The sequence below is a fragment of the Devosia lucknowensis genome (assembly GCF_900177655.1).
Taxonomy (GTDB): domain Bacteria; phylum Pseudomonadota; class Alphaproteobacteria; order Rhizobiales; family Devosiaceae; genus Devosia; species Devosia lucknowensis.
In genome coordinates, this window is sequence record NZ_FXWK01000001.1 from 1,937,055 (window position 1) to 1,960,526 (window position 23,472).

The 23,472-nt window shown below is 64.0% G+C and carries 29 protein-coding genes; 19 read left to right on the forward strand and 10 right to left on the reverse strand.

Annotated features, from left to right (window positions below; translation table 11 throughout):
• The first annotated feature begins 380 nt into the window (after window positions 1–380).
• Window positions 381–713 carry a hypothetical protein gene (locus CCK88_RS09500; RefSeq protein ID WP_086470197.1) on the forward strand — a complete coding sequence of 111 codons (333 nt, stop codon included), beginning with the start codon at window positions 381–383 and terminating at the stop codon, window positions 711–713.
• Between the two features lie 75 nt (window positions 714–788).
• Window positions 789–1,157 carry an SH3 domain-containing protein gene (locus tag CCK88_RS09505; RefSeq protein WP_086470198.1) on the forward strand — a complete coding sequence of 123 codons (369 nt, stop codon included), beginning with the start codon at window positions 789–791 and terminating at the stop codon, window positions 1,155–1,157.
• A 21-nt stretch (window positions 1,158–1,178) separates the two neighbouring features.
• Here the strand turns inward: CCK88_RS09505 and hemH are convergent, their stop codons facing one another.
• The 3 genes from hemH to CCK88_RS09520 all read right to left on the reverse strand — a co-directional run bounded on the left by hemH (window position 1,179) and on the right by CCK88_RS09520 (window position 4,803).
• Window positions 1,179–2,201, reverse strand: a complete 1,023-nt coding sequence (gene hemH, locus CCK88_RS09510) for a ferrochelatase (protein ID WP_086470199.1) — start codon at window positions 2,199–2,201, stop codon at window positions 1,179–1,181.
• 80 nt (window positions 2,202–2,281) lie between these two features.
• Window positions 2,282–3,883 carry a HoxN/HupN/NixA family nickel/cobalt transporter gene (locus CCK88_RS09515; protein ID WP_170926413.1) on the reverse strand — a complete coding sequence of 534 codons (1,602 nt, stop codon included), beginning with the start codon at window positions 3,881–3,883 and terminating at the stop codon, window positions 2,282–2,284.
• A 20-nt stretch (window positions 3,884–3,903) separates the two neighbouring features.
• Complete coding sequence (locus tag CCK88_RS09520) at window positions 3,904–4,803, reverse strand: LysR family transcriptional regulator (protein WP_086470201.1); 900 nt, start codon at window positions 4,801–4,803, stop codon at window positions 3,904–3,906.
• Between the two features lie 145 nt (window positions 4,804–4,948).
• Here CCK88_RS09520 and CCK88_RS09525 point away from each other — a divergent pair, with 145 nt between their 5' ends.
• Both CCK88_RS09525 and CCK88_RS09530 read left to right on the forward strand, forming a co-directional pair.
• Complete coding sequence (locus CCK88_RS09525) at window positions 4,949–5,371, forward strand: MarR family winged helix-turn-helix transcriptional regulator (RefSeq protein WP_086470202.1); 423 nt, start codon at window positions 4,949–4,951, stop codon at window positions 5,369–5,371.
• Between the two features lie 105 nt (window positions 5,372–5,476).
• Window positions 5,477–5,941, forward strand: a complete 465-nt coding sequence (locus CCK88_RS09530; RefSeq protein ID WP_086470203.1) for an SH3 domain-containing protein — start codon at window positions 5,477–5,479, stop codon at window positions 5,939–5,941.
• 82 nt (window positions 5,942–6,023) lie between these two features.
• On the opposite strand, the gene CCK88_RS09535 is transcribed toward CCK88_RS09530, so the two are convergent.
• Together CCK88_RS09535 and CCK88_RS09540 are read right to left on the reverse strand one after the other, a co-directional pair.
• Complete coding sequence (locus CCK88_RS09535) at window positions 6,024–6,464, reverse strand: hypothetical protein (RefSeq protein WP_086470204.1); 441 nt, start codon at window positions 6,462–6,464, stop codon at window positions 6,024–6,026.
• Window positions 6,465–6,521: 57 nt separating this feature from the next.
• Window positions 6,522–7,445, reverse strand: a complete 924-nt coding sequence (locus CCK88_RS09540; RefSeq protein ID WP_086470205.1) for a DMT family transporter — start codon at window positions 7,443–7,445, stop codon at window positions 6,522–6,524.
• A gap of 229 nt (window positions 7,446–7,674) precedes the next feature.
• On the opposite strand from CCK88_RS09540, the gene CCK88_RS09545 reads away from it, so the two are divergent.
• The 13 genes from CCK88_RS09545 (at window position 7,675) to CCK88_RS09605 (ending at window position 18,606) form a co-directional block, all read left to right on the forward strand.
• Complete coding sequence (locus tag CCK88_RS09545; protein ID WP_086470206.1) at window positions 7,675–8,463, forward strand: SDR family oxidoreductase; 789 nt, start codon at window positions 7,675–7,677, stop codon at window positions 8,461–8,463.
• Window positions 8,460–10,343, forward strand: coding sequence for an excinuclease ABC subunit UvrC (gene uvrC / locus CCK88_RS09550; RefSeq protein ID WP_086470207.1), 1,884 nt, complete (start codon window positions 8,460–8,462; stop codon window positions 10,341–10,343). The genes CCK88_RS09545 and uvrC overlap by 4 nt, the downstream gene beginning before the upstream one ends.
• A gap of 144 nt (window positions 10,344–10,487) precedes the next feature.
• Window positions 10,488–10,841 (forward strand): YciI family protein, encoded by a 354-nt coding sequence (locus CCK88_RS09555; protein ID WP_170926414.1) that lies wholly within the window; start codon window positions 10,488–10,490, stop codon window positions 10,839–10,841.
• 72 nt (window positions 10,842–10,913) lie between these two features.
• On the forward strand, window positions 10,914–11,444 hold the full coding sequence (locus CCK88_RS09560; protein WP_170926415.1) for a DUF3060 domain-containing protein: 531 nt from the start codon (window positions 10,914–10,916) through the stop codon (window positions 11,442–11,444).
• A 42-nt stretch (window positions 11,445–11,486) separates the two neighbouring features.
• Window positions 11,487–12,491: an ABC transporter ATP-binding protein gene (locus CCK88_RS09565; RefSeq protein ID WP_086470210.1), complete on the forward strand. Its 1,005-nt coding sequence runs from the start codon at window positions 11,487–11,489 to the stop codon at window positions 12,489–12,491.
• Entirely contained in the window at window positions 12,488–13,285 is a 798-nt protein-coding gene (locus CCK88_RS09570) for an ABC transporter permease (protein WP_086470211.1), read from the forward strand. Before CCK88_RS09565 ends, CCK88_RS09570 begins: the two co-directional genes overlap by 4 nt.
• A gap of 4 nt (window positions 13,286–13,289) precedes the next feature.
• Window positions 13,290–14,090, forward strand: coding sequence for an ABC transporter permease (locus tag CCK88_RS09575; RefSeq protein WP_086470212.1), 801 nt, complete (start codon window positions 13,290–13,292; stop codon window positions 14,088–14,090).
• 69 nt (window positions 14,091–14,159) lie between these two features.
• Complete coding sequence (locus CCK88_RS09580; protein ID WP_086470213.1) at window positions 14,160–14,663, forward strand: pyridoxamine 5'-phosphate oxidase family protein; 504 nt, start codon at window positions 14,160–14,162, stop codon at window positions 14,661–14,663.
• A gap of 329 nt (window positions 14,664–14,992) precedes the next feature.
• Window positions 14,993–16,066: a 3-deoxy-7-phosphoheptulonate synthase gene (locus CCK88_RS09585; protein ID WP_086470214.1), complete on the forward strand. Its 1,074-nt coding sequence runs from the start codon at window positions 14,993–14,995 to the stop codon at window positions 16,064–16,066.
• A 265-nt stretch (window positions 16,067–16,331) separates the two neighbouring features.
• Window positions 16,332–16,898, forward strand: a complete 567-nt coding sequence (gene pgsA / locus CCK88_RS09590; RefSeq protein WP_086470215.1) for a CDP-diacylglycerol--glycerol-3-phosphate 3-phosphatidyltransferase — start codon at window positions 16,332–16,334, stop codon at window positions 16,896–16,898.
• The gene (locus CCK88_RS09595) at window positions 16,895–17,146 is read left to right on the forward strand and encodes a MoaD/ThiS family protein (RefSeq protein WP_086470216.1); all 252 of its coding nucleotides are present in this window, start codon (window positions 16,895–16,897) and stop codon (window positions 17,144–17,146) included. Before pgsA ends, CCK88_RS09595 begins: the two co-directional genes overlap by 4 nt.
• Before the next feature lies 1 nt (window position 17,147).
• Window positions 17,148–17,594 carry a molybdenum cofactor biosynthesis protein MoaE gene (locus CCK88_RS09600; protein WP_086470217.1) on the forward strand — a complete coding sequence of 149 codons (447 nt, stop codon included), beginning with the start codon at window positions 17,148–17,150 and terminating at the stop codon, window positions 17,592–17,594.
• Between the two features lie 79 nt (window positions 17,595–17,673).
• Window positions 17,674–18,606 (forward strand): fatty acid desaturase family protein, encoded by a 933-nt coding sequence (locus CCK88_RS09605; RefSeq protein ID WP_086470218.1) that lies wholly within the window; start codon window positions 17,674–17,676, stop codon window positions 18,604–18,606.
• A 57-nt stretch (window positions 18,607–18,663) separates the two neighbouring features.
• Here the strand turns inward: CCK88_RS09605 and CCK88_RS09610 are convergent, their stop codons facing one another.
• Window positions 18,664–19,554 (reverse strand): branched-chain amino acid aminotransferase, encoded by an 891-nt coding sequence (locus CCK88_RS09610; protein WP_086470219.1) that lies wholly within the window; start codon window positions 19,552–19,554, stop codon window positions 18,664–18,666.
• A 135-nt stretch (window positions 19,555–19,689) separates the two neighbouring features.
• Here CCK88_RS09610 and CCK88_RS09615 point away from each other — a divergent pair, with 135 nt between their 5' ends.
• Both CCK88_RS09615 and CCK88_RS09620 read left to right on the forward strand, forming a co-directional pair.
• A complete protein-coding gene (locus CCK88_RS09615; RefSeq protein WP_342068310.1) occupies window positions 19,690–20,205 on the forward strand; it encodes a MarR family winged helix-turn-helix transcriptional regulator in 516 nt (171 codons plus the stop codon).
• Window positions 20,206–20,221: 16 nt separating this feature from the next.
• Window positions 20,222–20,731, forward strand: a complete 510-nt coding sequence (locus tag CCK88_RS09620; RefSeq protein ID WP_086470221.1) for a hypothetical protein — start codon at window positions 20,222–20,224, stop codon at window positions 20,729–20,731.
• Here CCK88_RS09620 and proC read toward each other — a convergent pair whose 3' ends face one another.
• The 4 genes from proC to CCK88_RS09640 form a co-directional block, all read right to left on the reverse strand.
• Complete coding sequence (proC, locus tag CCK88_RS09625) at window positions 20,732–21,553, reverse strand: pyrroline-5-carboxylate reductase (RefSeq protein WP_086470222.1); 822 nt, start codon at window positions 21,551–21,553, stop codon at window positions 20,732–20,734.
• Between the two features lie 133 nt (window positions 21,554–21,686).
• Window positions 21,687–22,187, reverse strand: a complete 501-nt coding sequence (locus CCK88_RS09630; RefSeq protein WP_086470223.1) for a type III secretion system chaperone family protein — start codon at window positions 22,185–22,187, stop codon at window positions 21,687–21,689.
• 286 nt (window positions 22,188–22,473) lie between these two features.
• Window positions 22,474–23,196, reverse strand: coding sequence for a metallophosphoesterase family protein (locus tag CCK88_RS09635; protein WP_170926416.1), 723 nt, complete (start codon window positions 23,194–23,196; stop codon window positions 22,474–22,476).
• 23 nt (window positions 23,197–23,219) lie between these two features.
• Window positions 23,220–23,465: an accessory factor UbiK family protein gene (locus CCK88_RS09640; protein ID WP_086470225.1), complete on the reverse strand. Its 246-nt coding sequence runs from the start codon at window positions 23,463–23,465 to the stop codon at window positions 23,220–23,222.
• Window positions 23,466–23,472 lie beyond the last annotated feature (7 nt).

The following is a 23,472-nucleotide window of genomic DNA, read 5'->3' on the forward strand; positions in this document are numbered from 1 at the left end:
CTCTCCTGCGTGGGTAGAAAACTTCGGTGCCTTCAGGCGCCGGCCGAACCGGTTCCGCCGAAAGCGGAGCGGGCGCCAGCCGGGCCATATCAAGGGCGGCATCGATGCGCCGGCAGCCGGACCCCAAAGGTACCGCCTGTGTTCCGGGCCCCCTAAGCAAGCCGATGCCGTGACGGGCGGCCCTTGGCTCCCCTCTGTTCTACCAGGCTTGAGTCAAAGGCCGCCCGTTACCCGTGAACCCGATCAACGTTCCGTTGATCCGAGCAGGGTTCGCCCAAAGCGCAAGCCGCATGGCCGGGCGCGGTTTCTGCGCGCTCCCCTGTCCGCTTATCCCCGCCCCTGCCCGCAGGGCGCACACTGCGGGAAATCGCGAGGACACCATGACCGACCTGCCCCATCTCGGCCCGAAAGCCATCGACGCGTACAACCGCTTCGCCAAGGAGCTCGCCGCCTTCAACTATGCGCTGCGCTTTGCCAAACCATCCGGGCCGGTCGACAGCCACACGCTGTTCACGCTCAACGGGCTGATCATGGTGGCGCGGCGGCTGTTCCGGCGCCACCCCGACCTGCCGCGCTTTTTCCCGGTCGATACGCAGGGTCCGATGACCCAGGCCGATCTCGTCATCACCGTCGCCCGCCTCACCGCGGCGAGCCTCCACTTCGAGGACCGCTATGCCCATCTCAAGATGGGTGCACCGCGACCGAAGCGATGAAAGACCGCAGCCGGCGGCATTGAACCCGACCCGGTTCTGCATCATTGAAGCATGAGACAGTAAGAGGAGGCCCCCATGCGCGCCCTTGCAGCCCTTTCCCTCGCGGCCCTTGCCGCCGTGGCCCTGGCCGGACCGGCCCAGGCCATCACCATCACCGCCCGCGTCTCGGGCGGCAATATCGCCGTCCATTCCGGTCCCGACGATCGCTACGCCGTGGTCGGCTATGTCAGGGACGGACAGGAAATTCCCGTCGACCAGTGCACCCAGGTCGACAGCGACAGCAATCGCGGCTCGTGGATCGGCGATGCCGGACACACGCTCTGGCCGGCCAATGCCACCCAGTGGTGCCGCATTCCCGACTATGGCTGGGTCAACCGCTCCTACCTCGTCGGCCGCGGCCTCGTGAACGTCACCCCGCCCGATTTCCTCGGGCCCGGCTGGTAAGCCGGGCCGTGGTCCGATGGCCTACAGCCAGCCGCCCAGCTCGCGACGCACCATAGACTCGAGGAAGTCCATGCCGCCGGGCGAGGCGTTGAGGCACGGGATATAGGCGAACTTTTCCCCGCCCGCTTCCATGAACGTATCCTTCCCGCCCATGGCGATTTCCTCGAGCGTCTCGATGCAGTCGGCATGGAAGGCCGGCGCCAGGATCGCCACTTTCTTCACGCCCCTGCCCGGCAGCGCTTCCAGCGTCTTGTCGGTATAGGGCTGCAGCCATTCGGTGGGTCCGAAACGGCTCTGGAACGTGACCATCAGGCGGTCCTTGTCCCAGCCCAGATACTCGCGCACCAGTCGCGTGGTCTTGAAGCACTGGCAGTGGTAGGGGTCGCCCTTCTGCAGGTACTCCACCGGCATGCCGTGGTAGGAGGTGATCACCAGGTCCGGCTCGAAATCGAGCTTGGCGACGCCCTCGCGGATCGAGTCGCCGAGCGCCCTGATGTAGTCGGGGCTGTCGAAATAGGCCGGTGCCGTGCGCACCGCGGGCTGCCAGCGCATGGTCTTGAGCGCGTCGAAGGCCTTGTCGTTGGCGGTTGCGGTCGTCGTGGCCGAATACTGCGGATAGAGCGGCACCAGCAGGATCTTCTGGCAACCTGCCTTCTGCATTTTCTCCAGCACCGACTGGGTCGAGGGATTGCCGTAGCGCATGGCGAATTCCACCATGATATCCTCGCCTGCAAGGCGCTGTGCTAGGTTCTCCGTCTGCTCGCGCGTGATGACGCGCAGGGGGCTTTCGTTCTTCTCCTTGTCCCAGATCTGCGCATAGGCATGGCCGCTCTTCTGCGGCCGGAAGCTGAGGATGACGAGGTTGAGAATCGGCCACCACAGGAACTTGTTGGTCTCGATCACGCGCGGATCGGAGAGGAATTCCTTGAGATAGCGCCGGACGCTCCAGTAGTCGGTGCCGTCAGGCGTACCCAGATTGAGCAGCAGCACCCCGATCTTCTGCTGCGGCACGGGCGGATGGTTGGGAGGCAGGTGGTTCGACATCGGGGCCAGTTTGGAAAGGTTCCAGAATTGCCCGCACCATACCGTTTTGCGCCCCGACCGCAAGGCGGCGATGGGTCGCGCTAGAGACTGGCCACCAGCAGCAGCACGCCGAAGCCGAGCACCGCCAGTGCGCCGATCAGCTCGGCCCACCACACGATATGCCCGGCCAGCGCACTGTCGGCGCCACCGATGCGCCCGGCAAGGCCCTTGGCCATGACCGCGAGCGTGGCGAGGCTCGCCACCGTGATCGCGGTCCCGAGGCTCATCAGCAGTACCGAGACGACGCCCGCTGCAAGGAGCCCCTGCGACAGCGCGAAGACCAGCACCACCAGCGCTCCCGAACAGGGTCGCAAGCCCACGGCCAGGACCACGCCCAACTGCTCCCGCCAGGAGCCACGGATATCCCCGGGCCCGATCGCGTGGTGCATATGATCGTGGTCATGGTGGTGGTCATGGTGATGATCGCCATCGTGGTGGTGATCGTGATCATGATCATGATGCGCGTGGTGACCGTGGCTGTGCCCCAGCCCGAACACCTTGCGCACCACCAGCCACAGGCCCAGCAGGGCCACAAGGCCATAAGACACCACACCCACCCAATGCGCTGCTTCGCCCAGCGCCGTGCTGGTGAGATTGAGGATGCCCGCCAGCACCAGCACGAACCCGATGGCCACCAGCGCCTGCAGCAGCGCGCTGAGCCCGCTGAGCACGATGCCCCGTCGCAGCTGGCTTTCATTGGCCAGCACATAGGACGAGATGACCACCTTGCCATGCCCCGGTCCGGCGGCATGGAACACGCCGTAGAGGAAGCTCAGCCCACCGAGCACCCAGAACGCAGTCCAGTCCGTGCGCAACGCATCGAGCGATGCCGTCAGGGCGGCGTAAAAATCGCGCTGCTGGTTCTGCAGCCAGCCGAAAAAGCCGGTGCGCGGCAGGTTGAGTCCCACTTCCGGCGGGGGGCCGCCAAAGGGCATTGCCGGTCGCGCCGCCGCGACATCGGTTACCGCCTCCATGGCCGTCTGCGGCACGGCCGCGGCGCCGCACGACACCACGGTCAGCCCCTGCGTTCCGCGCATCGCCGCCGCCAGATCCGGTGGCAGTTCAAGCACTTCCGGGCCCAGGGCATAGAGCCTTTCCTCGACATCGCGCGCCATCGGCACCGGCGGTTCGAGCCGCACCACGCACCCCTCCGGCGCATTCTCGAGCGTCACGTCGCTGACATCGTCGGTAGTGATGGCGACGTAGTATTCCGGATCATAGACGCCCAGCTCGAACCGTTCACCTGCGGCCTGCGGCGTCACGGCATCGATAGAAAAATCGAGGGTCACGCGATTGTCGTCGTAGACCATGCGCTGGTCGCCGACCGCCTGGAACGCCATGCCATCGCCGGCATAGGTATAGAAACCGAAATCGGCGAGGCCGAGCATGTTCTCGTCGGCCAGTTCCTGCATTTCGTCCGAAGTCACTTCACCGTCGCCGTTGGCGTCGAGCCCCTGCACCATCCACACTGAAAAGGCCGTGTCGAACGTCCAGCTGTGGTGCAGTCGCGCCACCCGACCGGCATTGTCGAAACCAATTGTGGTCTTGGCATCGATCATGATGTGCGGATGGGCCTGTGCAGGCTGCGCCACACCCAGCACGACGAGCATCGCACCGATCGATGGCAGTAAAGTCAGCTTCAAGTGGGGCCCCGGAATAGTCGTTAGTGCACGGGGTGGATGGCGAACCATTCCACCAGATGATCGATCAGCGCGCGCACCTTGCCGGCAAGATGCCGCCGGTGCGGGTAGACCGCCTGCAGCGTCTGGCCGGTTGGCAGATAGTCGGCCAGCACCGGCACCAACTCGCCCGATTGCACTGCGGGTTCAGCCAGGTACGACGGCAATACGACGAAACCGAGACCCATAATCGCCGCCTTGCGCGCAGCCAGGGGCGAATTGACGCGGACCGGCCCGCTCACCGGCACGGAAATGGTCTTGCCATCCTCGGTGAAGCGCCAGTTCGATTGTCCCTGCAGATTGACGTCCACGATACATGGCAGGTGTCGCAGGTCTTCCGGATGGGTTGGAGTGCCGACCCGCTTGATGAAATCCGGAGACGCCCCCATCACCACATGCATGTCGGCGATCTTGCGGGCAATCAGCGAAGAGTCCGCCAGCGTCGAGATGCGGAGCGCCACGTCTATGCCTTCGTCGACCAGGTCGACGTAGCGATCCTCGAGACGCAGGTCCAGCGTCACCTTGGGGAACTTCGACAGGTAGGCGAAAATCGCCGGCGCCAGCGTGCTTTCGCCGAAATTACGTGGCGCCGACACCCGCAGCAGGCCGCGCGGCTCCGCCGTCTGGTCGGCAATGGTCGCGTCGAGATCGTCGAGCTGCTGCAGGAGGCCCGAGGCCTCGCGGTAATAGGCTTCGCCTGCCTCGGTCAGGCTGAGCCGTCGTGTCGTCCGGTTCATCAGCCGCACGCCGAGATAATCCTCGAGATCGGTGACGTACTTGCTGAGCAGCGCCTTGGAACGCCCATACTGTCGGGCCGCAGCCGAAAAGCCGCCGGAATCGAAGACCTGCACGAAGGCGCGAATACGGGAGAGATCCTGCGTCATGGAGGTCCGTTCGGTCAGAGACGAGCAATCGACGCATAACTCATCTGCATCCGGTGAACAATAACGGCCCTTGGTCGTTTGCCGATTAACGATAGGATGCAAGGCCAATCGACGGCGCCAAGGAGTTCGGACTATTTTCCCGCCTATGTCCAGACCCTCATCTCGTTCCGCGCTCTATCGGCTCATCGAAGCCGGCCAACTTGCGCACAAGGCACTGCTGGTGCCGGTTCTCGAGAAGGGTCTCGAACCCGGAGACGATGCGATCCTCTTCGTTCTCGGCCGCGCTGGCACCACCGAAAGGGACCTTGCCGACGAACTCGGAATGACTCCGGATTTGCTGTCCGGGCGCCTGGAACGGCTTGCCAGTCGCGATTTCATCACCCGGCAGGCCGTTGGCCCCGAACTCGAGCCAGGCATTGCCCTCACGGAGCGCGGCGTGCGCATCCGGAACAGTCTTGCCGATCACTGGTCGCAGCTCGAGGAAGCCCTGCTGGGCGAGCTCAAGTCCAAGCAACGCAAGAAATTCGCCGAAGCGCTTGGGCGATTTGTCGATCTTCTGCGTTTCTAGCGCAGATGCCGCCTGCCTAAACGAACCGTTCAGCTTGGGTTCATCCGCAATAGGCTTTTCTGTGGGCAAGGCGTCAATGCCACTTACAGGGAAAGGATACTTGCCATGGCCCTCAAGAACAAACTGATTGCAGCCGGTCTTGCCGCTGCCGCCATCATGGTCACCACTGCCGCGGCCTCGGCCGCTCCGGCAGTCGCGACCAGCAACGTCAACGTTCGCTCCGGTCCCGGCACCGGCTTCGCCGTCGTCGACGCCCTGCGCCGCGGCGAGCGGGTCGATGTCCAGTACTGTCGCGGCAGCTGGTGCTACGTCCAGAAGGCAGGCCCGGATGGCTGGGTCTCCTCGAGCTATCTGAGCAGCGGCCGTCCGAGCTGGAATGACGACTGGGGCTGGGATGATGGCGGCTGGAACAATCCGCGTCCGCCGCGCCCGCCGCACTGGAATCCGCGTCCCCCGCGTCCGCCTCACTGGAACCCGCGCCCGCCGCGCCCGCAGCCGGTCTACCCGAGCAATCCGAGCGCCAGCATGTGCTTCAACGGCCCCAACGGCTACTTCTGCATGGGCACCTGATACGCCCGGAGTGATCTACAGCGCCGCCCCCACCAGGGCGGCGCAATCGTTTTGGGCGTCTGGCGATGTCGGCGTCAGGGCCCTATTCCACCATGAGCCGGTCGATATCCACGCCGCGCTTCTCGAGTGGCGCCCGCATGCGGCGGCCCAGATATTCGTTGATCCCATAGGTCACGATGGCGCCGATCGCGGCGACGATGCCGAAGCTCAGCCATCCCTCCTGGCTGCCGGCAACGGCGGCGCCCAACACGCTGGCCACGCCGCAGCCGAGCACGATCCAGCCCTTGCGCTGTTCGGCGATTTTGAGATTGCGGGCACCCGAATGTAGCAGGTCGCGCAGCTCCAAGTCGGTCATGGCGGCGAGATCAGGGTTGCGGCGTTCCCTGCGGATGGTCTCGATATAGGCATCGACACGCCGCATGGTCATCGCCTCGCGCTGGCTGCTCTGCCGCTTGTGCGTCATCATCGTCCAGCCGCCGCCTACGAGCAGCAGAACCAGCGCGATCTCGATCAGCCAGATCATCCTGTCCCTCCATTGTCAGCACACACATGCCCTTTGAGGTCGGTGACTTCAAGACCGCTATTCGACGGCTGGCCGGGCCTCGTCCGCAACCTTGGTGACATGCCGAGCACGCTCGCGCGCCATCACGACGAGGCCTGCGGCCACGATCACCGCGGCGCCAAGCAGCGAGATCGGATCGATCCATTGCCCAAAGACAACGATCGACAGAACGATGGCCCAGGGCAGCGAGAAGTAATTAAAGGGCTGTAGAACGCTCGCCGGTGCCTTGGTCAAAGCCACGGTCATCAACCCGTGACCCGCACAGGTGGTCACCATCACCACCGCGGTCAGGGCAAAATCGGGCCAGCTCATCGGCTGCCAGAAGAAGATGCCGACGCCACCTGACAGCACGAGGCCTACCAGCGCGGCGTAGGTCATGCTCGTGGCAGGACTGTCTATGGCGCCGACCTTGCGGGTGATGACGATATAGAGCGCATAAAGCGTGGCCGAGGCGAGTGCGAACCCGACGCCCCAGGTGATCGGTACGCCACCGGGCCGCATGATGATGAGCGCGCCGACAAATCCTGCACCGACCGCCGCAAAGCGAAACAGACCGACCTTCTCGCCCAGGATGGGGATAGCGAAGACCGTCACCAGCAGCGGATAGACGATGACGATGGCCTGCAGCTCCCCCAGTGGTACCGACTGCAGGGCCAGGGCGAAAAACCAGATATCGGCCATCAGCAGGACGCCGCGCAAGATTTGCCACTTTGGCGCGCGCGACCGCAAGGCCTGGCGCAGCGGCGCCTGTCGCGCCACCAGGAACAGGGCGAAGGCTGCAAAGGCCCAGTACCGCATCATGGTGATCTGGAACGGCGAATAGTCCTGCATCACCAATTTTGCCACGGCATCCTGAATGCCGAACACGCCTATGGTGATAAGCGTCAGGACGATCCCGCGTCCGACCTGGTCGGCACGGTCAGGCTGCAACGGAGAAGACATCAACGAACTCGAATCGAAATACCTGGCGGCGACGATGTTTAAAGGCTTCTGGAGCCTAGTTTACGCGCAGACATTCCGCCATTGCAGACTTCGAACAGCGCCTTGGGGGCGATGTTGCATTGCCATCGGTCCTGCTGCCACGGAATGACCAAGCAGAGCACCATAAGCCGCGCCAATCCCCGGGGAGCCGGATTGAAGCCGCCCCCTGTTCCGGCCTATGGTCTGCGCAATGTCCAGTTCGAAACCGTCTTCGCCGAATCATCCTTCCTCAGTGGCCCTGGTCACTGGCGCCGGCGATCGCATCGGGGCCGCCATCGCCTTTGCGCTGGCCCGTTCGGGGCACGGCGTCATCATCCACTACCGGTCGGATCCTGAAAACGCCAAGGCGCTGCGCAAGCGCATCCGTGACGAGGGCGGCTCCGCCGAGATCCTGCGCGCCGACCTGGGTAAGCGCGCGCAGCGCCAGGCATTGATCGAACGCGCCGCCAGCCTGCTCGGCCCCCTGACCGTCCTGGTCAACAATGCGTCAACCTTCGAGCCCGACAGCGCCCGCGATGTTGACGAAGCCATGTGGGATGCCCATTTCGCTGTACATGCCGAGGCCCCAGTCTTTCTCGCCCGCGATTTCGCCGCGCAGCTTCCCGCCGGCGTCGAGGGCAATATCGTCAACATCGTCGACGAGCGTGTCCTCAATCCCAGCCCTGCCTATTTCAGCTACTATCTCTCCAAGGCTGTTCTCTGGACCGCTACCCAGACCTTGGCGCAGTCGCTCGCACCGGCCATTCGCGTCAATGCGATCGGCCCCGGCCCGGTCCTGCCGCATGCCCGACAGAGCCAGGCCGAGTTCGACAAATCCGTCGAGAGCTTGCCGCTGCAACGCCACGCCGGCCCGGAAGCCATCGCCCAGGGCGTTCTCAACATTCTGTCCATGCCGTCCTTCACCGGCCAGATGCTGGCGCTCGATGGCGGCCAGCATCTGGCCTGGTCTGCCCGACGCGCGCCCACCCCTCGATCATGACTGACACGCCCACGACGCCCCAACCTTCCGGCCCGGAGGTGATCCGCGCCTTTGTCCGCACGCTGCCGGCAGCGCCCGGTGTCTATCGCATGCTCGATGCCGATGGGGGCGTCATCTATGTGGGCAAGGCACGCTCGCTGAAATCGCGCGTCACCAACTATACGCGTCCCGAAGGTCTGCCCGTCCGCATTCAGCGCATGATCGCGGCAACGGTCAGTATGGAATTCGTGCGCACCGAAACAGAGTCCGAGGCTCTGCTTCTCGAAGCCAATCTCATCAAGCGCCTGAAGCCCCGCTTCAACGTGCTGCTGCGCGACGACAAGAGCTTCCCCTACATCCTGATTTCCACCGACCACGAAGCACCCGAGCTCACCAAGCATCGCGGCTCGCGTCGCCGCAAGGGCCACTATTTCGGTCCCTTTGCCTCCGCCGTCGCAGTCAGCCGCACCATTGCCAGCCTGCAGAAGGCCTTCCTCCTGCGCAATTGCTCGGACAGTTTCTATGCCGCGCGGACCCGGCCGTGCCTTCAATATCAGATCAAGCGCTGCGCAGGCCCATGCACCCGCGAGATCAGCCTCGAGGGCTATGCCGAACTCGTCGAAGACGCCCGGCAATTCCTCTCCGGCAAGTCCGACGCAGTGCGCAATCACCTTCAGGCCGACATGAACAAGGCCGCCGAGGACCTGGATTTCGAACGCGCCGCCCTTATCCGCGACCGTCTCTCCGCCTTGGCGCTCGTGCAGTCGCAGGGCGACGCCACGGCCCGCTCGGTCGAAGAGGCCGACGTCTTCGCCATCCATCACGAGGGCGGTCAGTTCTGCGTCCAGGTGTTCTTCTTCCGCGCCTTCCAGAACTGGGGCAATCATGCCTTCCGCCCTAAGGCCGACGACAGCCTCACCGATGCCGAAGTGCTGGAGGCATTCATCGTGCAGTTCTACGAGGACCGCACCCCGCCGCGTCTCGTGCTCCTCAGCCACGAGATGACCGAGCCGGCGCTGATCGAGGAGGCTCTTTCCACCCGCGCCGGTCGCAAGGTCCGCCTCGAAATCCCCCAGCGCGGCGAAAAGCGCGATCTCGTCAATCACGCGCTCAACAATGCCCGCGAGGCGCTCGGCCGCCAGCTCGCCGAGGGCGCATCCAACCGCACCCTGCTCGAAGGCGTTGCCAACTGCTTTGGCCTCGATGACATCCCGCGCCGCATCGAGGTCTACGACAACTCCCACATTTCGGGGACCAACATGGTCGGCGCCATGGTGGTCGCGGGCGAGGAGGGCTTCTCCAAGAAGCACTACCGCACCTTCAACATCAAATCCGACATCTCCGCCGGTGACGACTTCGGCATGATGCGCGAAGTGCTCACCCGCCGCTTCGCCCGCCTCGCCGCCGAAAGCGAGACCGATGCCGAGGATGACCAGACCGGCATGCCCGACTGGCCCGACGTCGTCTTCATCGATGGCGGCGCAGGCCAGCTCAATGCGGTGCGCGAGGTCATCGCCGGGCTGAACCTCCAGAAGGAAGTGACCTTCATCGGCATCGCCAAGGGCGAGGAACGCGATGCGGGCCGGGAGAAATTCTTCATGGAGGGCAAGGACGCCTTCATGCTGCCCCACCGCGATCCGGTGCTCTACTATGTGCAGCGCCTGCGCGACGAGGCGCACCGCTTTGCCATCGGCACCCACCGCGCCAAGCGCAAGAAGGACGTGGTGAAGAACCCGCTCGACGAGATCGAGGGCATCGGGCCCACCCGCAAGCGCGCCCTTCTCAACCACTTCGGTTCCGCCAAGGCCGTAGCCCGCGCCTCGCTGTCCGATCTCGAATCCGTGCCCACCATTTCCAAAGCGATGGCCCAGCTGGTCTACGACCATTTCAACCGGACGTAGCATCTTCCATTTCTGGTGGAGATGAACGACGCCACATACGATGCTGCCGGAAGAGGGGAATGTCTGGGCGCACGCGAATTCAGCGCCCGCTGTCGAAATTCCCAGTCGCCGCTCGTCGCCCTTGCACCAACACCGGAGCATCCCATGAAATTCCTCACCATGGTCAAGACCCTCAATCCCGAAACCGCTGGTTTCCCCTCGCCTGCCCTGATGCAGGCCATCGTTCAGCTCGGCATGGAAGCTGGCGCCAAGATGACCGAGACCGGCGGCATGGCGCTGGCCGGCACCGTCACCACCCGCAAGGGCCAGATGGTCGTCGACGGTCCCTTCGCCGAGTCCAAGGAACTGGTCGGCGGTTACGCCATCTACGAGCTCGAAACCGAAGCCGAGATCGTCGACTGGACCGAGCGTTTTGTGGCGCTCCACCGGGAGCACTGGCCTGAATGGGATGGCGAAGTGACCATCCTGCATCTGCAGACCTTCAATATGGCCGGCTGACCCAGCTCGCCCCATTCATGCCGAAGTCCCGCGCATTCTGGCGCCATCGACAATTGTTCAATGGATACCGGAATGCGTTTTGCCCTGCCCCTCGCTCTCCTTCTGGCCATGCCTGTGGCCGCCCACGCCCAGACTGCCGAAACCCAGGATGCCGACGAAGTCGTCATCGAAGGCGTCAGCCTGTCGCGCGACATTCCCTGCGAGGGACAGAACATCGGCATCTATGGCGCCGATAACCGCATCCACCTGACCGGCAATTGCGGCAAGGTCATTGTGCACGGCGATGGCCACGAAGTCTCCATCGAGAAGGCCGTCGAACTGGCCGTCTCCGGCGCCGGCCACGTCGTCAATGCCGGTCACCTTGCCAAGCTTGTCGTCGACACCGCCGGCAATACCGTCAACGCGACCATGGCATCCGACGGAGCCGATGCGCAGGTGGAGATCGCGGGCGCCGAACAGGTTCTCAACCTCGATCTGGCCTCGGCCACCGACATCTCGATCAACGGCACCGAGCAGGTGCTCAACTGGTCGCTTGCCGACGGCGCCCCCGAACCGCGCATCGACATGGGCGGCATCGACAACGCCGCCAATCGCATCGACTGATGGAGAGAATCGGCTAGCTTCCCTCCCTGAGGGGAGCCAGCCATGTCACCGATCATTTCCGCCTCTGGCGTCGGCAAGACCTTCCGCCAGCTCAAGCGCCTGTCTGGCCTGCGCGGAGCCATCAAGAGCCTGGTGTCGCGCGACTATCTCGATATCCGCGCCGTCGATGGCATCTCCTTCTCCATCGAGCCGGGCGAAGCGGTGGGCTATCTCGGTCCCAATGGCGCCGGCAAATCGACCATGATCAAGATGATGACCGGCATTCTGACGCCCAGTGCCGGCCATCTCAGCGTGCTCGGCCGCGCCCCGCATGCCAACCGCATGGCCAACGCGCGCGAGATCGGCGTCGTGTTCGGCCAGCGCAGCCAGCTCTGGTGGGATCTGCCGGTCCACGACAGCTTCGCGCTCAACCGCCACATCTACGATATCCCCGAGGTGCGCTTCGACGACAACCTCGCCTTTCTCACCCGCATGCTCGACATGGCCGGCTTTGTCGATCGCCCCGTGCGCCAGTTGAGCCTCGGCCAGCGCATGCGTGCCGAGATCGCTTTGGCCCTGCTGCACGATCCGAAGATCCTTTTTCTCGACGAGCCCACCATCGGTCTCGACGTCGTCGCCAAGGACGTGGTCCGCAAGTTCCTGTCCGAAATCAACCGCCAGCGCGGCACCACCATCATCCTCACCACCCACGACCTCGTGGACATCGAGGAAATCTGCCCCCGCCTCATCATGGTCGACGATGGCAAGCTGCTCTTCGATGGAGCGCTTGGGGATCTTCGCGCCAGCCTCGGATCGCGCCGCCGCCTGACACTCGAATTCGCGACTGACCCCGGTCCCCTCGCCCTCACCTCGGCAACCCTTGCCCGCGATGACGGCGCCGCCAAGCACTATGTCCTCGAGAACGAGGCCACCTCCATCATCGATGTTCTCAACGAAGTTGGCCGTGGACACGGCCTCAAGGACGTCAAGCTCGAGGAGCCCGATATCGAGGAGGTGATCCGCACCTTCTACCAGAACAAGACCCGGCTGGCGGGAGTCGGGGCATGAGGGCCTCTGCCTACCCGGCCTTCACCACCACCGCTTTCCTCTCTCGCCTCGCCTATCGCAACGAGGTTTGGTCCGGGCTCTTCGGAGAACTCGTCACCACTTTCGCCTATATCGCCGTCTGGACCGCGGGCCTCGCCGCCGTCGGCAGCGTCGATGGCGTCACCCTCCCCGAAATGATCACCTATGTGCTGATCGCCGGCCCCTTGCTCAACTGGAACACCACGCGTTTCATCCGCGAAGTCGGCGGCGCGGTGCGCACCGGCGATGTCACTGTGTTTCTGCTCAAGCCGTTGCACTATCCTGCCTTGCTGATGTCCAACCAGCTGGGCAGCTATGCCTTCGATTTCCTGGCCATATTCCTGCCCGTTGCTCTCATCGTGGGCGTCAGCTTCGGCCTTCTGCCCCCGGCGAGCATGGGCCATGGCATCCTCTTTTTGGGCTACTGGATCGTCTCGTGGCTGATGCTGTTCATGATCGCCACCTGCGTCAGTCTCCTGGCCTTTTGGATCCTCACCGCCTTTGCACTCGACTGGTTCCTGCGCGGCATCATGGCCGTCGCCTCCGGCGGGGTCATCCCGCTTTGGTTCATGCCCTCAGCCATCGCCAATATCCTGGGCTACCTCCCCTTCGCCTGGGTCAGCTACTACCCGGCAGCGGTATATCTGGGGAAGCTCGACCTGGCCTCTGCCGGCCTTCACCTGCTGATCGGGGGCGCCTGGCTTCTGGCCATGACCGGTTTCGTCGCCTGGCTCTGGTCCCGGGCCCGCCACCGTCTCATCGTACAGGGAGGTTGAGGCGATGCTGGCAACGCTCCGGGTTCTCCCCCACCTCGTCTCCATCCACATCCGCACCCACATGCAATATCGCGGTGCGCTCGTGCTGGCCTGGTTCGCGCAGGCCGTTGGTTATGCCGGCACCTACGCGGCCATTGCCCTCATCATCACCCGCTTCGAAAACCTCGGCGGCTGGACCTGGCCGCAGATGGCGCTGCTTCTCGCCATCCACCTGCTCGCCTACGCGCTGGGCGCGTCGCTGAGCTTTGTGCAGTTCCGCGACATGGAGGAAAAGGTTCGTCTGGGCACCTTCGACGCGCTGCTGACCAAGCCGATCAGCCCCTGGGTGTTTCTGGCCTTTTCCGGCCTCAATATCGAATATGGCGGACACATCGCGCTGGCCATCGGTCTCATGATCTGGGCCCTCATGAACCTCTCCATCGACTGGTCGGTCGGCACAGCCATCTATTTCGGAGCGGCCATCGTCAGTTCGGCCATGCTCACGGCTTCGATCCTCACCATGATCGGCGCCACTGCCATCGTCTGGGTGCGGTCGCGCCACTTGTTCGCGATCTATTTCGGCTTCTGGGAACTGGCGCGCTATCCGCTCAACATCTTCCCGCTGCCGCTGCAGGCGCTCATGCTCACCTTCGCCCCGCTGGCTTTCCTTGCCTATATTCCCGCGGCGGTTCTGCTCGGCAAACCCGTGCCGATCCTGGACGATCTTGCGCCCGTCGCTACCCTCATTGCAGGACCTGTCGCCGCCCTGATTGCGTCCACCCACTGGCGCTGGAGCATTCGCAACTATCAGGGCGCGGGTGGCTAGATCACCTTTTGTCGTACCGGCAACTTCCGCGCCCGCCACCCGTTACGCTGCCAGCAAACGGAGTGTCCCATGAGCGACGAAAAAGAGAACATCCTTCCTCCCAACGAGGCCGCAGACCGTATCTGGGAACTGGCCAAGAAGATCGACATCTGCATGTTCACCACCTGGGATGGACAGCAACAGCGCAGCCGCCCGATGTCGGCCCGCGTCCGGCGCGAAGAGGATGCAATCTACTTCCTCACCGATATCGAAGGCCACAAGCTCACCGAAATCGAGAAGTATCCCCACGTCTCCCTCGCCTGGGCCGACAATGGCGGGCACAAATATGCTGTCATCGCTGGCGAGGCCGAGGTGCTCGACGATCGTGCCAAGATCGCGGAGCTCTGGGAATCCTTCGACAAGGCGTGGTGGGACGATGCCAACGACCCGCGTATCCGTCTGCTGCGCGTCACCCCCGATGATGGCGAAGTCTGGGATAGCCCCAACATGATCGTCAGCACCGCCAAGATGCTCGTGGCAGCCGCGACCGGTGCCAAGCCCGACATGGGTGAAACCGGCAAGGCTACGCTCTGAAGTTGACGCTGGTGATGGGGTCGCGGAAGCAGATCCCATCACCGCTCCCCTCTCGGGCCTGAGCCGATGGGCATTGACACCACAACGGTTCTCGCGGCGGCCCCCGACCCCTACCAAAGTGGGGACTCGACAAGCTCCCGACTCGTCGCTACGCTCGCGTCATGATCAACGCAGCCACCTTTTATTGGTATTTTAGCTATCCGCTCCCGGCGGAGGCTAATGCGCGCGCGTCCTGATCCCGACAAGACCAGACCCAAATCGCAAGCCAGCCGCCCGACTTCCGAGGCGGCTTTTTTGTTGGCCCCTCGACCCAACCGAGAGACCATCAAATGCTCAAGTCCACCGACGACCTCCGCATAACCGAGATCAAACCGCTGCCCACGCCGATCGAGGTAATGCGCAACCATCCCCGCACCGACGCGGCCACGCGCACCGTGATTGCGGCACGGCATGACTTCCACAACATCCTTGCGGGGCAGGATGACCGTCTCGCCGTCATCGTCGGGCCCTGCTCGATCCACGACCCCGCCGCCGCCATGGACTACGCCCGCCGCCTCGCCGCCCTGCGCGGGGAACTCGCCGGCGATCTCGAGATCATCATGCGCGTCTACTTCGAAAAGCCGCGGACCACAGTGGGCTGGAAGGGGCTGATCAATGACCCCGATCTCGACGGCAGCTTCAACATCACCCAGGGCCTCGACACCGCGCGCACCCTGCTGCTCGACATCGCGAATCTCGGTCTGCCCGCCGCCTGCGAATTCCTCGACATGACCACGCCGCAATACCTCGCCGACCTTGTGGCCTGGGCCGCCATCGGCGCGCGCACCACGGAATCGCAGATCCATCGCGAACTCGCTTCGGGCCTGTCCTGCCCCGTCGGTTTCAAGAATGGCACCGATGGCAATGTGAAGATCGCCCTCGATGCCGTCCTGTCGGCCAGCCAGCCGCACCATTTCATGGCCGTCACCAAGGATGGTCGTTCCGGCATCGCCGCCACCTCGGGCAATGAGGATTGCCACATCATCCTGCGCGGCGGGAAAACCACCAACTACGACGCCCCCAGCGTCGAAGCCGCCGCCGCAGCAGCCGTCAAGGCTGGCCTCAACCCGGCCCTGATGATCGACGCCAGCCACGCCAATTCGTCCAAGAACCCGGAAAACCAGCCTCTGGTCCTCGCCGACATCGGGACGCAGCTCGCTGCCGGCGACAAGCGCATCGTCGGCGTCATGGTCGAATCCAATCTCGTCGCCGGCCGCCAGGATCTGGTCGAGGGCAAGGAACTCACCTACGGCCAGTCCATCACCGACGGCTGCATCGACTGGGACACGACAGTCACCGCCCTCCGCGCCATGGCCGGCTCGGTAAGACAGCGCCGGGCGGTGAACAATCAGGCGGTGGCCTGACGGAGAACCATAGACCACCCGGACAATCCGGGTGGTGACGAAGGGACGCGGGTTTCATGTTCATCGTCATTGCCCGGCCTGTCCGGGCAATCCATCCCCCAGCGCACCCCTTCTCCCCTTGTGGGAGAACGTGGCGCGCAGCGCCGGATGAGGGAGGTTAAGTTGCAGCAGGCACCCCTCACCCGCCCTTCGGGCACCCTCTCCCACAAGGGGAGAGGGAAAGAGGTGCCTTGACCCCCCGTCACCATCCTGTTCATGTCACGTCATGACCCGGAATCCGCTGACCCTTGTCCCGAACATCATCACTATCGCCCGCATCGCGGCGATTGTGCCCATCTCGGCCTTTATTCTGGCCGAAGATCCGATCCTGCGCGCCGTGGCCCTCTCGCTCTACGTGCTGGCGGCAGCCAGCGACTGGGTCGATGGCTACCTCGCCCGCGCCTGGGATCAGTATTCCGACCTCGGCCGCATGCTCGACCCGATCGCGGACAAGATTCTCGTCATTATCCTCATCACCATCCTCGCCTGGGACCGCAGCCTGTCCGCGCTCGATCTGTTCCCCGCCGTCGCCATTCTCTTCCGGGAAACTTTCATCCCCGGGCTGCGCGAGTTTCTCGGCAACAAGACCGTCGTCTTGCCGGTGACCAAGCTCGCCAAGTGGAAGACCACGATCCAGCTCGTCGCCCTTGGCCTCGTCATTGCCGAAGGCATCATGCCCGTCCTCGGCATTGTGGCCGACATCGTCCTCTGGATCGCCGGCATCATCACGCTCTGGACCGGCTGGGACTACCTCAGGGCGTCCTGGCCACATCTTTCCGGCATCGGCAAATGAAGATCCTCTATTTCGCCTGGCTGCGCGAGCGCCTCAATCGCGCCAGCGACGAGGTCGAGCCACCTGCCGACGTGGAGACAATGGCAGACCTTGTCGCCTGGTTGCGCAAGCGGGACGAAGCGCTTGACCTGGCCATGGTCAATCCTGCGATCTTCAAGCTGTCGCGCGATGCCCGCATCGTCCCCTGGGATACGCCCCTGGCCGGCGCGCGCGAAGTCGCCATCCTGCCTCCCATGACCGGCGGCTGAAATGATCCGCGTCACCGCGGCCGGCTTCGATCCCGGCGCCGAAGCCAACGCTTTCCAGTCCGCCCATACCGAAGCGGGCGCGATGGTGACCTTCACCGGCATCGTCCGCTCCCGCCCCGACGACCCCATCAGCGCCCTCATTCTCGAATGCTACCCGGCCCTCGCCGAAAACGAGCTCGCCGCCATCCGTGAGGAGGCCAAGACCCGCTTCGGCCTCATCGATGCAGCCGTCATCCACCGCTATGGCCGTCTCGAACCGGGCCAGACCATCATGATGGTCGTCACTCTCGCCCCCCACCGTCAGGCGGCGTTCGACGGCGCGCAGTTTCTCATGGATTACCTCAAGACCGGCGCCCCCTTCTGGAAACAGGAGGAAACGCCCCATGGCCTGCGCTGGGTCGAGCCGAAGCCCGCAGACGACGACGCCCGCGCCCGCTGGTCGCGTTAACCGCGTGCGGAAACGGTGCCGCCCGTCCGCGAACTTTGTGTTAACCTTTCGTTCACCATGACAACAGGGGGGATAACAGGTGTCACAAGCCTATGTGGACGCTGCCACGCTCAAGCGCCTGTCGACGCTCCGGCCCTGGCGCACCGCCCTCGCCATCACCTTTGATTGGGCCGTGATAGCCGCCGCCATCGCGCTTTCGGAATGGGCCCAAAACCCGCTGGTCTACCTCCTCGCCGTCGCCGTCATCGGCGGTCGCATGCACGGTTTCGGCGTATTGCTGCACGATTTCGCCCACTACCGTTTCATCGGCGGCAACAAGGCCCTGAGCGACTGGGTCTGCGACCTGTTCCTCGCCTGGCCGATCCTCACGACCGTCGCCAGCTATCGCGCCAATCACCTCGCCCATCACCGTTACACCAATACCGACAAGGACCCCGACTGGGTGTTCAAGCTCGGGCATCGCAAGTTCACCTTCCCCAAGGCCTGGCAGGAGGGTGCGCTTGAAATCCTGAGCTATCTGGTCGTGCTGGGCTCGATCGTCGACATCTTCGGCATGCTCCATCGCCTCCGCGCCGCCGAAAAGCCGCCGCTCCACTATCGCTTGGTTCGCCTCGGCTTCTACATCGCGATGGCGGCGCTGTTCACCGCCCTCGGCATCTGGATGGATGTGCTGCTCTATTGGTTCGTGCCCTATCTCACGACCTTTTTCCTGCTCATGCACATCCGCAGCGTGGCCGAGCATTTCGGCTCCATGGACTACAGCCATGAACTGGGCAGCACCCGCTCCGTGCTCCCGTATCTCTGGGAGCGCGCCTTTTTCGCGCCGCACCAAGTCAATTTCCACCTCGAGCACCACCTCTATCCCAGCGTGCCCTTCTACAATCTCCCGGCGCTGCATCGGGCGCTCATGGCCAATCCGGCCTATGTCGCGCGCGCCCACAACACCCGCGGCTACACCACCGGCCTCGTGCGCGAGACCCTTTTCGGCGCTCCATCCATTCCCGCCGCCTAGTCCAAACAAAAATGCCCGCCTTTCGGCGGGCATCGAAACGCGGGGGCGGCAACGCCCTTATTCGGCTGCGGCCTTCTTCGGCGTCACGGCGCGGGCATAGGCATCGATCAGCGTCCGGCAGGCATCGCCCGGGGTAAACTTGTAGTCCCCGATCAGCGACACCGGCGTCACTTCCGCGGCCGTGCCGGTCAGGAAGCACTCGTCGAACTGGTCCAGTTCTTCGGGCTTGATGTGCCGCTCGGTCACGGTGAACCCGTTCTCCTTGGCCAGCGCGATCAGCGTCTGCCGCGTGATGCCGTTGAGGAAGCAGTCCGGCGTTGGCGTCGTGATCTCCTTGCCCTTGATGAAGAACACGTTGGCGCCCGTGGCTTCCGCCACATAGCCGCGATAGTCCAGCATCAGCGCATCGGCATAGCCATTGGCCATCGCCGCGTCCTTGCTGAGCGTGCAGATCATGTAGAGACCCGCCGCCTTGGCCGAGGATGGGATGGTTTCCGGGCTCGGGCGCTTCCACTTGCTCCATTCGAGCCGGATGCCCTTGAGCTTTTCCTCGACCGAGAAATAGCTCGGCCACACCCAGGCCGCGATCGCCACATGCACCTTGTTCTTGCGCGCCGGCACGCTCAGTTCTTCCGAACCGCGCCACGCCACGGGACGCACATAGGCATCCACCAGGTTGTTCTTTTCCAGCACCAGCTGCTTGGCAGCCTCGATTTCGTCCACCGTATAGGGGAACGGCATATCCAGCGTCGCCGCCGAACGGATCAGGCGCTCGGTGTGCTCGCGCGACTTGAAGATTTCGCCGCCATAGGCACGTTCACCCTCGAATACGGAACTGGCGTAATGAAGCCCGTGCGTCAGCACGTGCACCTTTGCGTCTTTCCAGGGCTTGAGTTCACCGTCAAACCAGATCCAGCCATCGCGCTGGTCCATGGGCACGCCTGCCATCTTTCCTCTCCGAATTCCGTTCTTGTGCCGCGCCTCCTGGCGTGGCCTTTTGCGCAATCATGCATCAGGGTCATACCCTTGGCAAACCGGAATGGCTTTGGGATAAGACCTTATGTTCACGCTGACGGAGGGACCATGCCAGCGGACCGAAAAAATGTCAACATAGCTGACATAAATTCTCTCGCTGAGCAGGCGCACCTTCCGCTCGACATCATGGGGCTGTTCTTTTTCGCCTATCGCGACTTCACCGGCGACGCCGACGCGCTGCTCGAGCGACAGGGCTTCGGCCGCGCGCACCATCGCGTTCTCTACTTCGTCAATCTGCGTCCCGGCATGCCGGTTGCCGACCTGCTCGACATCCTCAAGATCACCAAGCAGAGCCTTGCCCGTGTGCTGCGGCAGTTGATCGACAACGGCTATGTCGAACAGAAGACGGGCCACGCCGACCGCCGCCAGCGCCTGCTGCATGCCACCGACAAGGGCCGTACGTTTTTCGGTCAACTGTCGGTGACGCAGGCCAGCCGCATCGACGCCGCCATCGGCGCCATGCAGCCAGAGGCGGCACACTATGTCCGCCAGTTTCTTGTCGGCATGGTCGACCCGGCCGATCGCTCGGTGCTGGATCGCCTGAACCTCACCGCCAAGCTGTAACCGGGGGAGCGGGAGGATGGCACCAGACATCGTCCCGCCCCCGGATACTGACCCAGGCGATCTCTTCCACCAGCATCTGGTTCAGGCGCGCGACGCCATTGCGGCGGGGCACTATGCCGAAGCCGTCGCCACCTATCAGGCCTGCCTCGGCGATCCCGGTCTGGCCGCACGTCTGCACCTGCATGTCGAAGCGCTCGCCAATTGCGGCGCCGCCCTGCTTCGCGAGGCCATGGCCGAACCGGATGCCAATCTCGCCGCACGCAGGATAGACAGGGCAATCGCCGTTCTCGTGCAGGCCCGCACCGTATCGGTCGGCTCGACGTCTCCTGTCGCGGCCACCGTGCTCGGAAATCTGGCGCTCGCACACCTCGGGCGCCATGCCATTGGACGCAACGAGGCCGATCTGCTCTCGGCCCGCATCGCTCTCGATGAGGCTGACCCCCTCGGCAAACGCCACGATGCGGAGGTGCTGGACTGGCTCAGGTCCATCGGCGCTGCCCTCGCGCGGCAGCACCCCGGCGAATAATCAGCCGCGGCCGAGTTCCTCGCTACGCTTGCGCGCTGCGTCCACCGCCCGCTCCATCAGGGGCGTCAGGCCATCATCGGCCATCAGCACGGCCAGCGCGGCGGCCGTCGTGCCATTGGGCGATGTCACGTTCTGCCGCAGCACGCTGGCCGGCGCGGGATCGGCCTCCATCAGCGCAGCCGAGCCGATCACCGTCTGCCGCGCCAGTTGCATGGCCACATGCTCGGGCAGCCCCTGCGCGACGCCGGCCGCAGCCATGGCTTCGACCAGGTTGAATACATAGGCCGGCCCGGAGCCCGACACTGCCGTCACCGCGTCGAGGTCGCCCTCGGCGTCGAACCAGGCCACCTGCCCCGCGGCCGAAAGCAGCGCATCGGTGACAGCCCGATCGTCGGCGTCGATCTCGGAACCGGCGACGGCCCCGGTGATACCCTTGCCGATCTGTGCCGGCGTATTGGGCATGGTCCGGACCACCCGGCCAGTGTCCAGCCCGGCCGAAAGCCGCGCGATCGAAATGCCCGCTGCGATCGACACGATCAGCGTCTGCGGCCCGACGACGGCCTTGAGCCCGTCCATGACCGCATCGATTATCTGCGGCTTGACCGCGAGCACCAGGACGTTTGGCACGAGCCCGGCGGCCTCTGGGTGGATGACGAGTTCGTAGTCGGCCGCCAGTTCCCTGGCCGCCTCACCCGGCGACGGATCGACAAGGATCAGGTTGGTCGGCGGCAGGCCGGCATCGAGCCAGCCGGTCGCCAGCGCCATGCCCATCTTGCCCGCGCCGACAAGCATGACCGGACCGATCGAACGAAGATTTGTCATGCTGAAACTCCCTGGACCGACGTTGATACGGCTTCAGGAATGCCCCATCTGCGCCCGGCAAGGCAATGGCCAGATCCAAATGAAATTGCCCGGACAAGCCGGGCAATGAAGACGAGGGGGAATGCGGATGGACCTAGGCTTCGCCGACGGTCTCGAACATCACGTGGCTGAGCGCATCCGCGGCGGACTTGCCGGCCCACACCACGAACTGAAAGGCCTGATAGTAAAGATCGCAGCTGTCGCTCGCCGAACGCAGCAGGGCTTCGCACTGCTGCGGCGATACGTCAGCTCCGCCGGTCAGCAGGTGCGAATTGCGGAACAGCACCACGCCTTCCTTGTGCCAGATGTCGAAATGGCCGATCCAGAGCTGCTCGTTGATCAGGCTGATCAGCTGCTTGATTTCGGCCCGGCGCCCTTCAGGCACCTTGAGGTCGAAGGCGCAGGCGATATGAAGGCTTTCGAGGTCTTCCATCCAGTTGAACGACACATGGTAGTCGCTCCAGCCGCCACGCACCGAGATGGAGATCTCGTCGGCATCCTGGCGTTCGAACGTCCAGTCGTTGATCGATGCGATATGCTCGACAAGGTCCACGGGGTGGGACACACGGTCGGGCTCGAATTCAATCAGGGACATAAAAAGTCCGTCCTCAAAAGGAGTTAGTCGTCCACGCGGCTTTTCGCCACTACGCTTCGGGTACACTGGAGAACAACAGCGCTGCAACTGCAGCGTTCGAATCGTCCTCCTGGGTGAACCCTACACTGCGCGTCTGATTCAGGGGACGCGGGGTCTGGGGAGAACGGCAATCTCTTGTGGATGATGATCGCCAGCTTATGGTTAACGGACCGTTAAAGAGACGGCCCGGCCCTGTCCCGATTTGGGGCGTACCAGGGGTTTTCAACAATGGCGCCCGGCTCGAGCCTCAGCTCAATGCCTCAGGCCCGGCCCACCCGTGCCGGATCGCGGCGCCCCAACCGGCAAAGCCATTGTCTTCGGCCATCCGCGCGGCTACTTCCGTATCGTAAGGCACGCCGATCAATGCGGTCTGCCATCCGGCCCGCCGCTTCTCGATCACGGCGTAGTGGGCGTCTGGCGTCCCCCGCACCAGCTGCATCCCCACCGATCCCGGATTGGCCAGCAGGCGCCCGTCGCTGAGCCGCAGCGTCCGCGCGATATGCGTATGGCCGCACAGGATCACCTCCTGCACGATGCCTTCGGCTTCCCGCGCCACAGCCTCTTCCGATGGCAGCACCGTTGTCCGGCCGTCATAGAAATTGTCGAGCCAGGGCGTCTCGTCGTCAGAAGGCGTGCCGTGGCAGAGGAACATGTCGTTCCCCAATGTTGCCGTGGGCGCCAGGCTAGCCAGCCAGTCGAGTTGCTCTGCACTGAGCCGCGAGCGCGAAAACCTGTCGATACGGCCTGCCCGCTTGAGCGTGGTGTCCACCGTCCAGCGATCGTGATTGCCCGCGATGCAGATGGCGCCCAGCGCCATGATCCGCTCCGCCGCACCCGAGGGATCGACGGGACCGCTGACATGATCACCCAGGCAAACGATGGCGTCGAAGCTCTGGCCCGCCATATCGGCGAGCACCGCATCCAGCGCCGGCACATTGCCATGAACGTCGGACAGGACTGCGACGCGCACCGTCTGGCTCGTGCCCGATGCGCTTATGCCTGGCTGCCGCGCAAGGCCGCGATTTCCTTGCGCAGGGCTTCGATTTCCTCGCCCTGCACCTGAACGAGTTCACGAAGCGCGTCGAAGTCCTCGCGCTTGACCAGGTCCATGTCATTGACGATCCGCTGCGCCTGGCTCTTTACCACGGTCTCGACTTCGCGGCGAACGCCGTCGGCGACACCTGCCGCCTCGTTCATCACCCGGCCCAACCCGTCAAAAATGCGATTGTTCTGGTTCATGGCGCGC

Coding starts and splice junctions, on each gene's coding strand:
- CCK88_RS09500 (WP_086470197.1), top strand. CDS start 381: ATGACCGACCTGCCCCATCTCGGCCCGAAAGCCATCGACGCGTACAAC.
- CCK88_RS09505 (WP_086470198.1), top strand. CDS start 789: ATGCGCGCCCTTGCAGCCCTTTCCCTCGCGGCCCTTGCCGCCGTGGCC.
- hemH (WP_086470199.1), bottom strand. CDS start 2,201: ATGTCGAACCACCTGCCTCCCAACCATCCGCCCGTGCCGCAGCAGAAG.
- CCK88_RS09520 (WP_086470201.1), bottom strand. CDS start 4,803: ATGACGCAGGATCTCTCCCGTATTCGCGCCTTCGTGCAGGTCTTCGAT.
- CCK88_RS09525 (WP_086470202.1), top strand. CDS start 4,949: ATGTCCAGACCCTCATCTCGTTCCGCGCTCTATCGGCTCATCGAAGCC.
- CCK88_RS09530 (WP_086470203.1), top strand. CDS start 5,477: ATGGCCCTCAAGAACAAACTGATTGCAGCCGGTCTTGCCGCTGCCGCC.
- CCK88_RS09535 (WP_086470204.1), bottom strand. CDS start 6,464: ATGATCTGGCTGATCGAGATCGCGCTGGTTCTGCTGCTCGTAGGCGGC.
- CCK88_RS09540 (WP_086470205.1), bottom strand. CDS start 7,445: ATGTCTTCTCCGTTGCAGCCTGACCGTGCCGACCAGGTCGGACGCGGG.
- CCK88_RS09545 (WP_086470206.1), top strand. CDS start 7,675: ATGTCCAGTTCGAAACCGTCTTCGCCGAATCATCCTTCCTCAGTGGCC.
- uvrC (WP_086470207.1), top strand. CDS start 8,460: ATGACTGACACGCCCACGACGCCCCAACCTTCCGGCCCGGAGGTGATC.
- CCK88_RS09555 (WP_170926414.1), top strand. CDS start 10,488: ATGAAATTCCTCACCATGGTCAAGACCCTCAATCCCGAAACCGCTGGT.
- CCK88_RS09560 (WP_170926415.1), top strand. CDS start 10,914: ATGCGTTTTGCCCTGCCCCTCGCTCTCCTTCTGGCCATGCCTGTGGCC.
- CCK88_RS09565 (WP_086470210.1), top strand. CDS start 11,487: ATGTCACCGATCATTTCCGCCTCTGGCGTCGGCAAGACCTTCCGCCAG.
- CCK88_RS09570 (WP_086470211.1), top strand. CDS start 12,488: ATGAGGGCCTCTGCCTACCCGGCCTTCACCACCACCGCTTTCCTCTCT.
- CCK88_RS09575 (WP_086470212.1), top strand. CDS start 13,290: ATGCTGGCAACGCTCCGGGTTCTCCCCCACCTCGTCTCCATCCACATC.
- CCK88_RS09580 (WP_086470213.1), top strand. CDS start 14,160: ATGAGCGACGAAAAAGAGAACATCCTTCCTCCCAACGAGGCCGCAGAC.
- CCK88_RS09585 (WP_086470214.1), top strand. CDS start 14,993: ATGCTCAAGTCCACCGACGACCTCCGCATAACCGAGATCAAACCGCTG.
- pgsA (WP_086470215.1), top strand. CDS start 16,332: ATGACCCGGAATCCGCTGACCCTTGTCCCGAACATCATCACTATCGCC.
- CCK88_RS09595 (WP_086470216.1), top strand. CDS start 16,895: ATGAAGATCCTCTATTTCGCCTGGCTGCGCGAGCGCCTCAATCGCGCC.
- CCK88_RS09600 (WP_086470217.1), top strand. CDS start 17,148: ATGATCCGCGTCACCGCGGCCGGCTTCGATCCCGGCGCCGAAGCCAAC.
- CCK88_RS09610 (WP_086470219.1), bottom strand. CDS start 19,554: ATGGCAGGCGTGCCCATGGACCAGCGCGATGGCTGGATCTGGTTTGAC.
- CCK88_RS09615 (WP_342068310.1), top strand. CDS start 19,690: ATGCCAGCGGACCGAAAAAATGTCAACATAGCTGACATAAATTCTCTC.
- CCK88_RS09620 (WP_086470221.1), top strand. CDS start 20,222: ATGGCACCAGACATCGTCCCGCCCCCGGATACTGACCCAGGCGATCTC.
- proC (WP_086470222.1), bottom strand. CDS start 21,553: ATGACAAATCTTCGTTCGATCGGTCCGGTCATGCTTGTCGGCGCGGGC.
- CCK88_RS09630 (WP_086470223.1), bottom strand. CDS start 22,187: ATGTCCCTGATTGAATTCGAGCCCGACCGTGTGTCCCACCCCGTGGAC.
- CCK88_RS09640 (WP_086470225.1), bottom strand. CDS start 23,465: ATGAACCAGAACAATCGCATTTTTGACGGGTTGGGCCGGGTGATGAAC.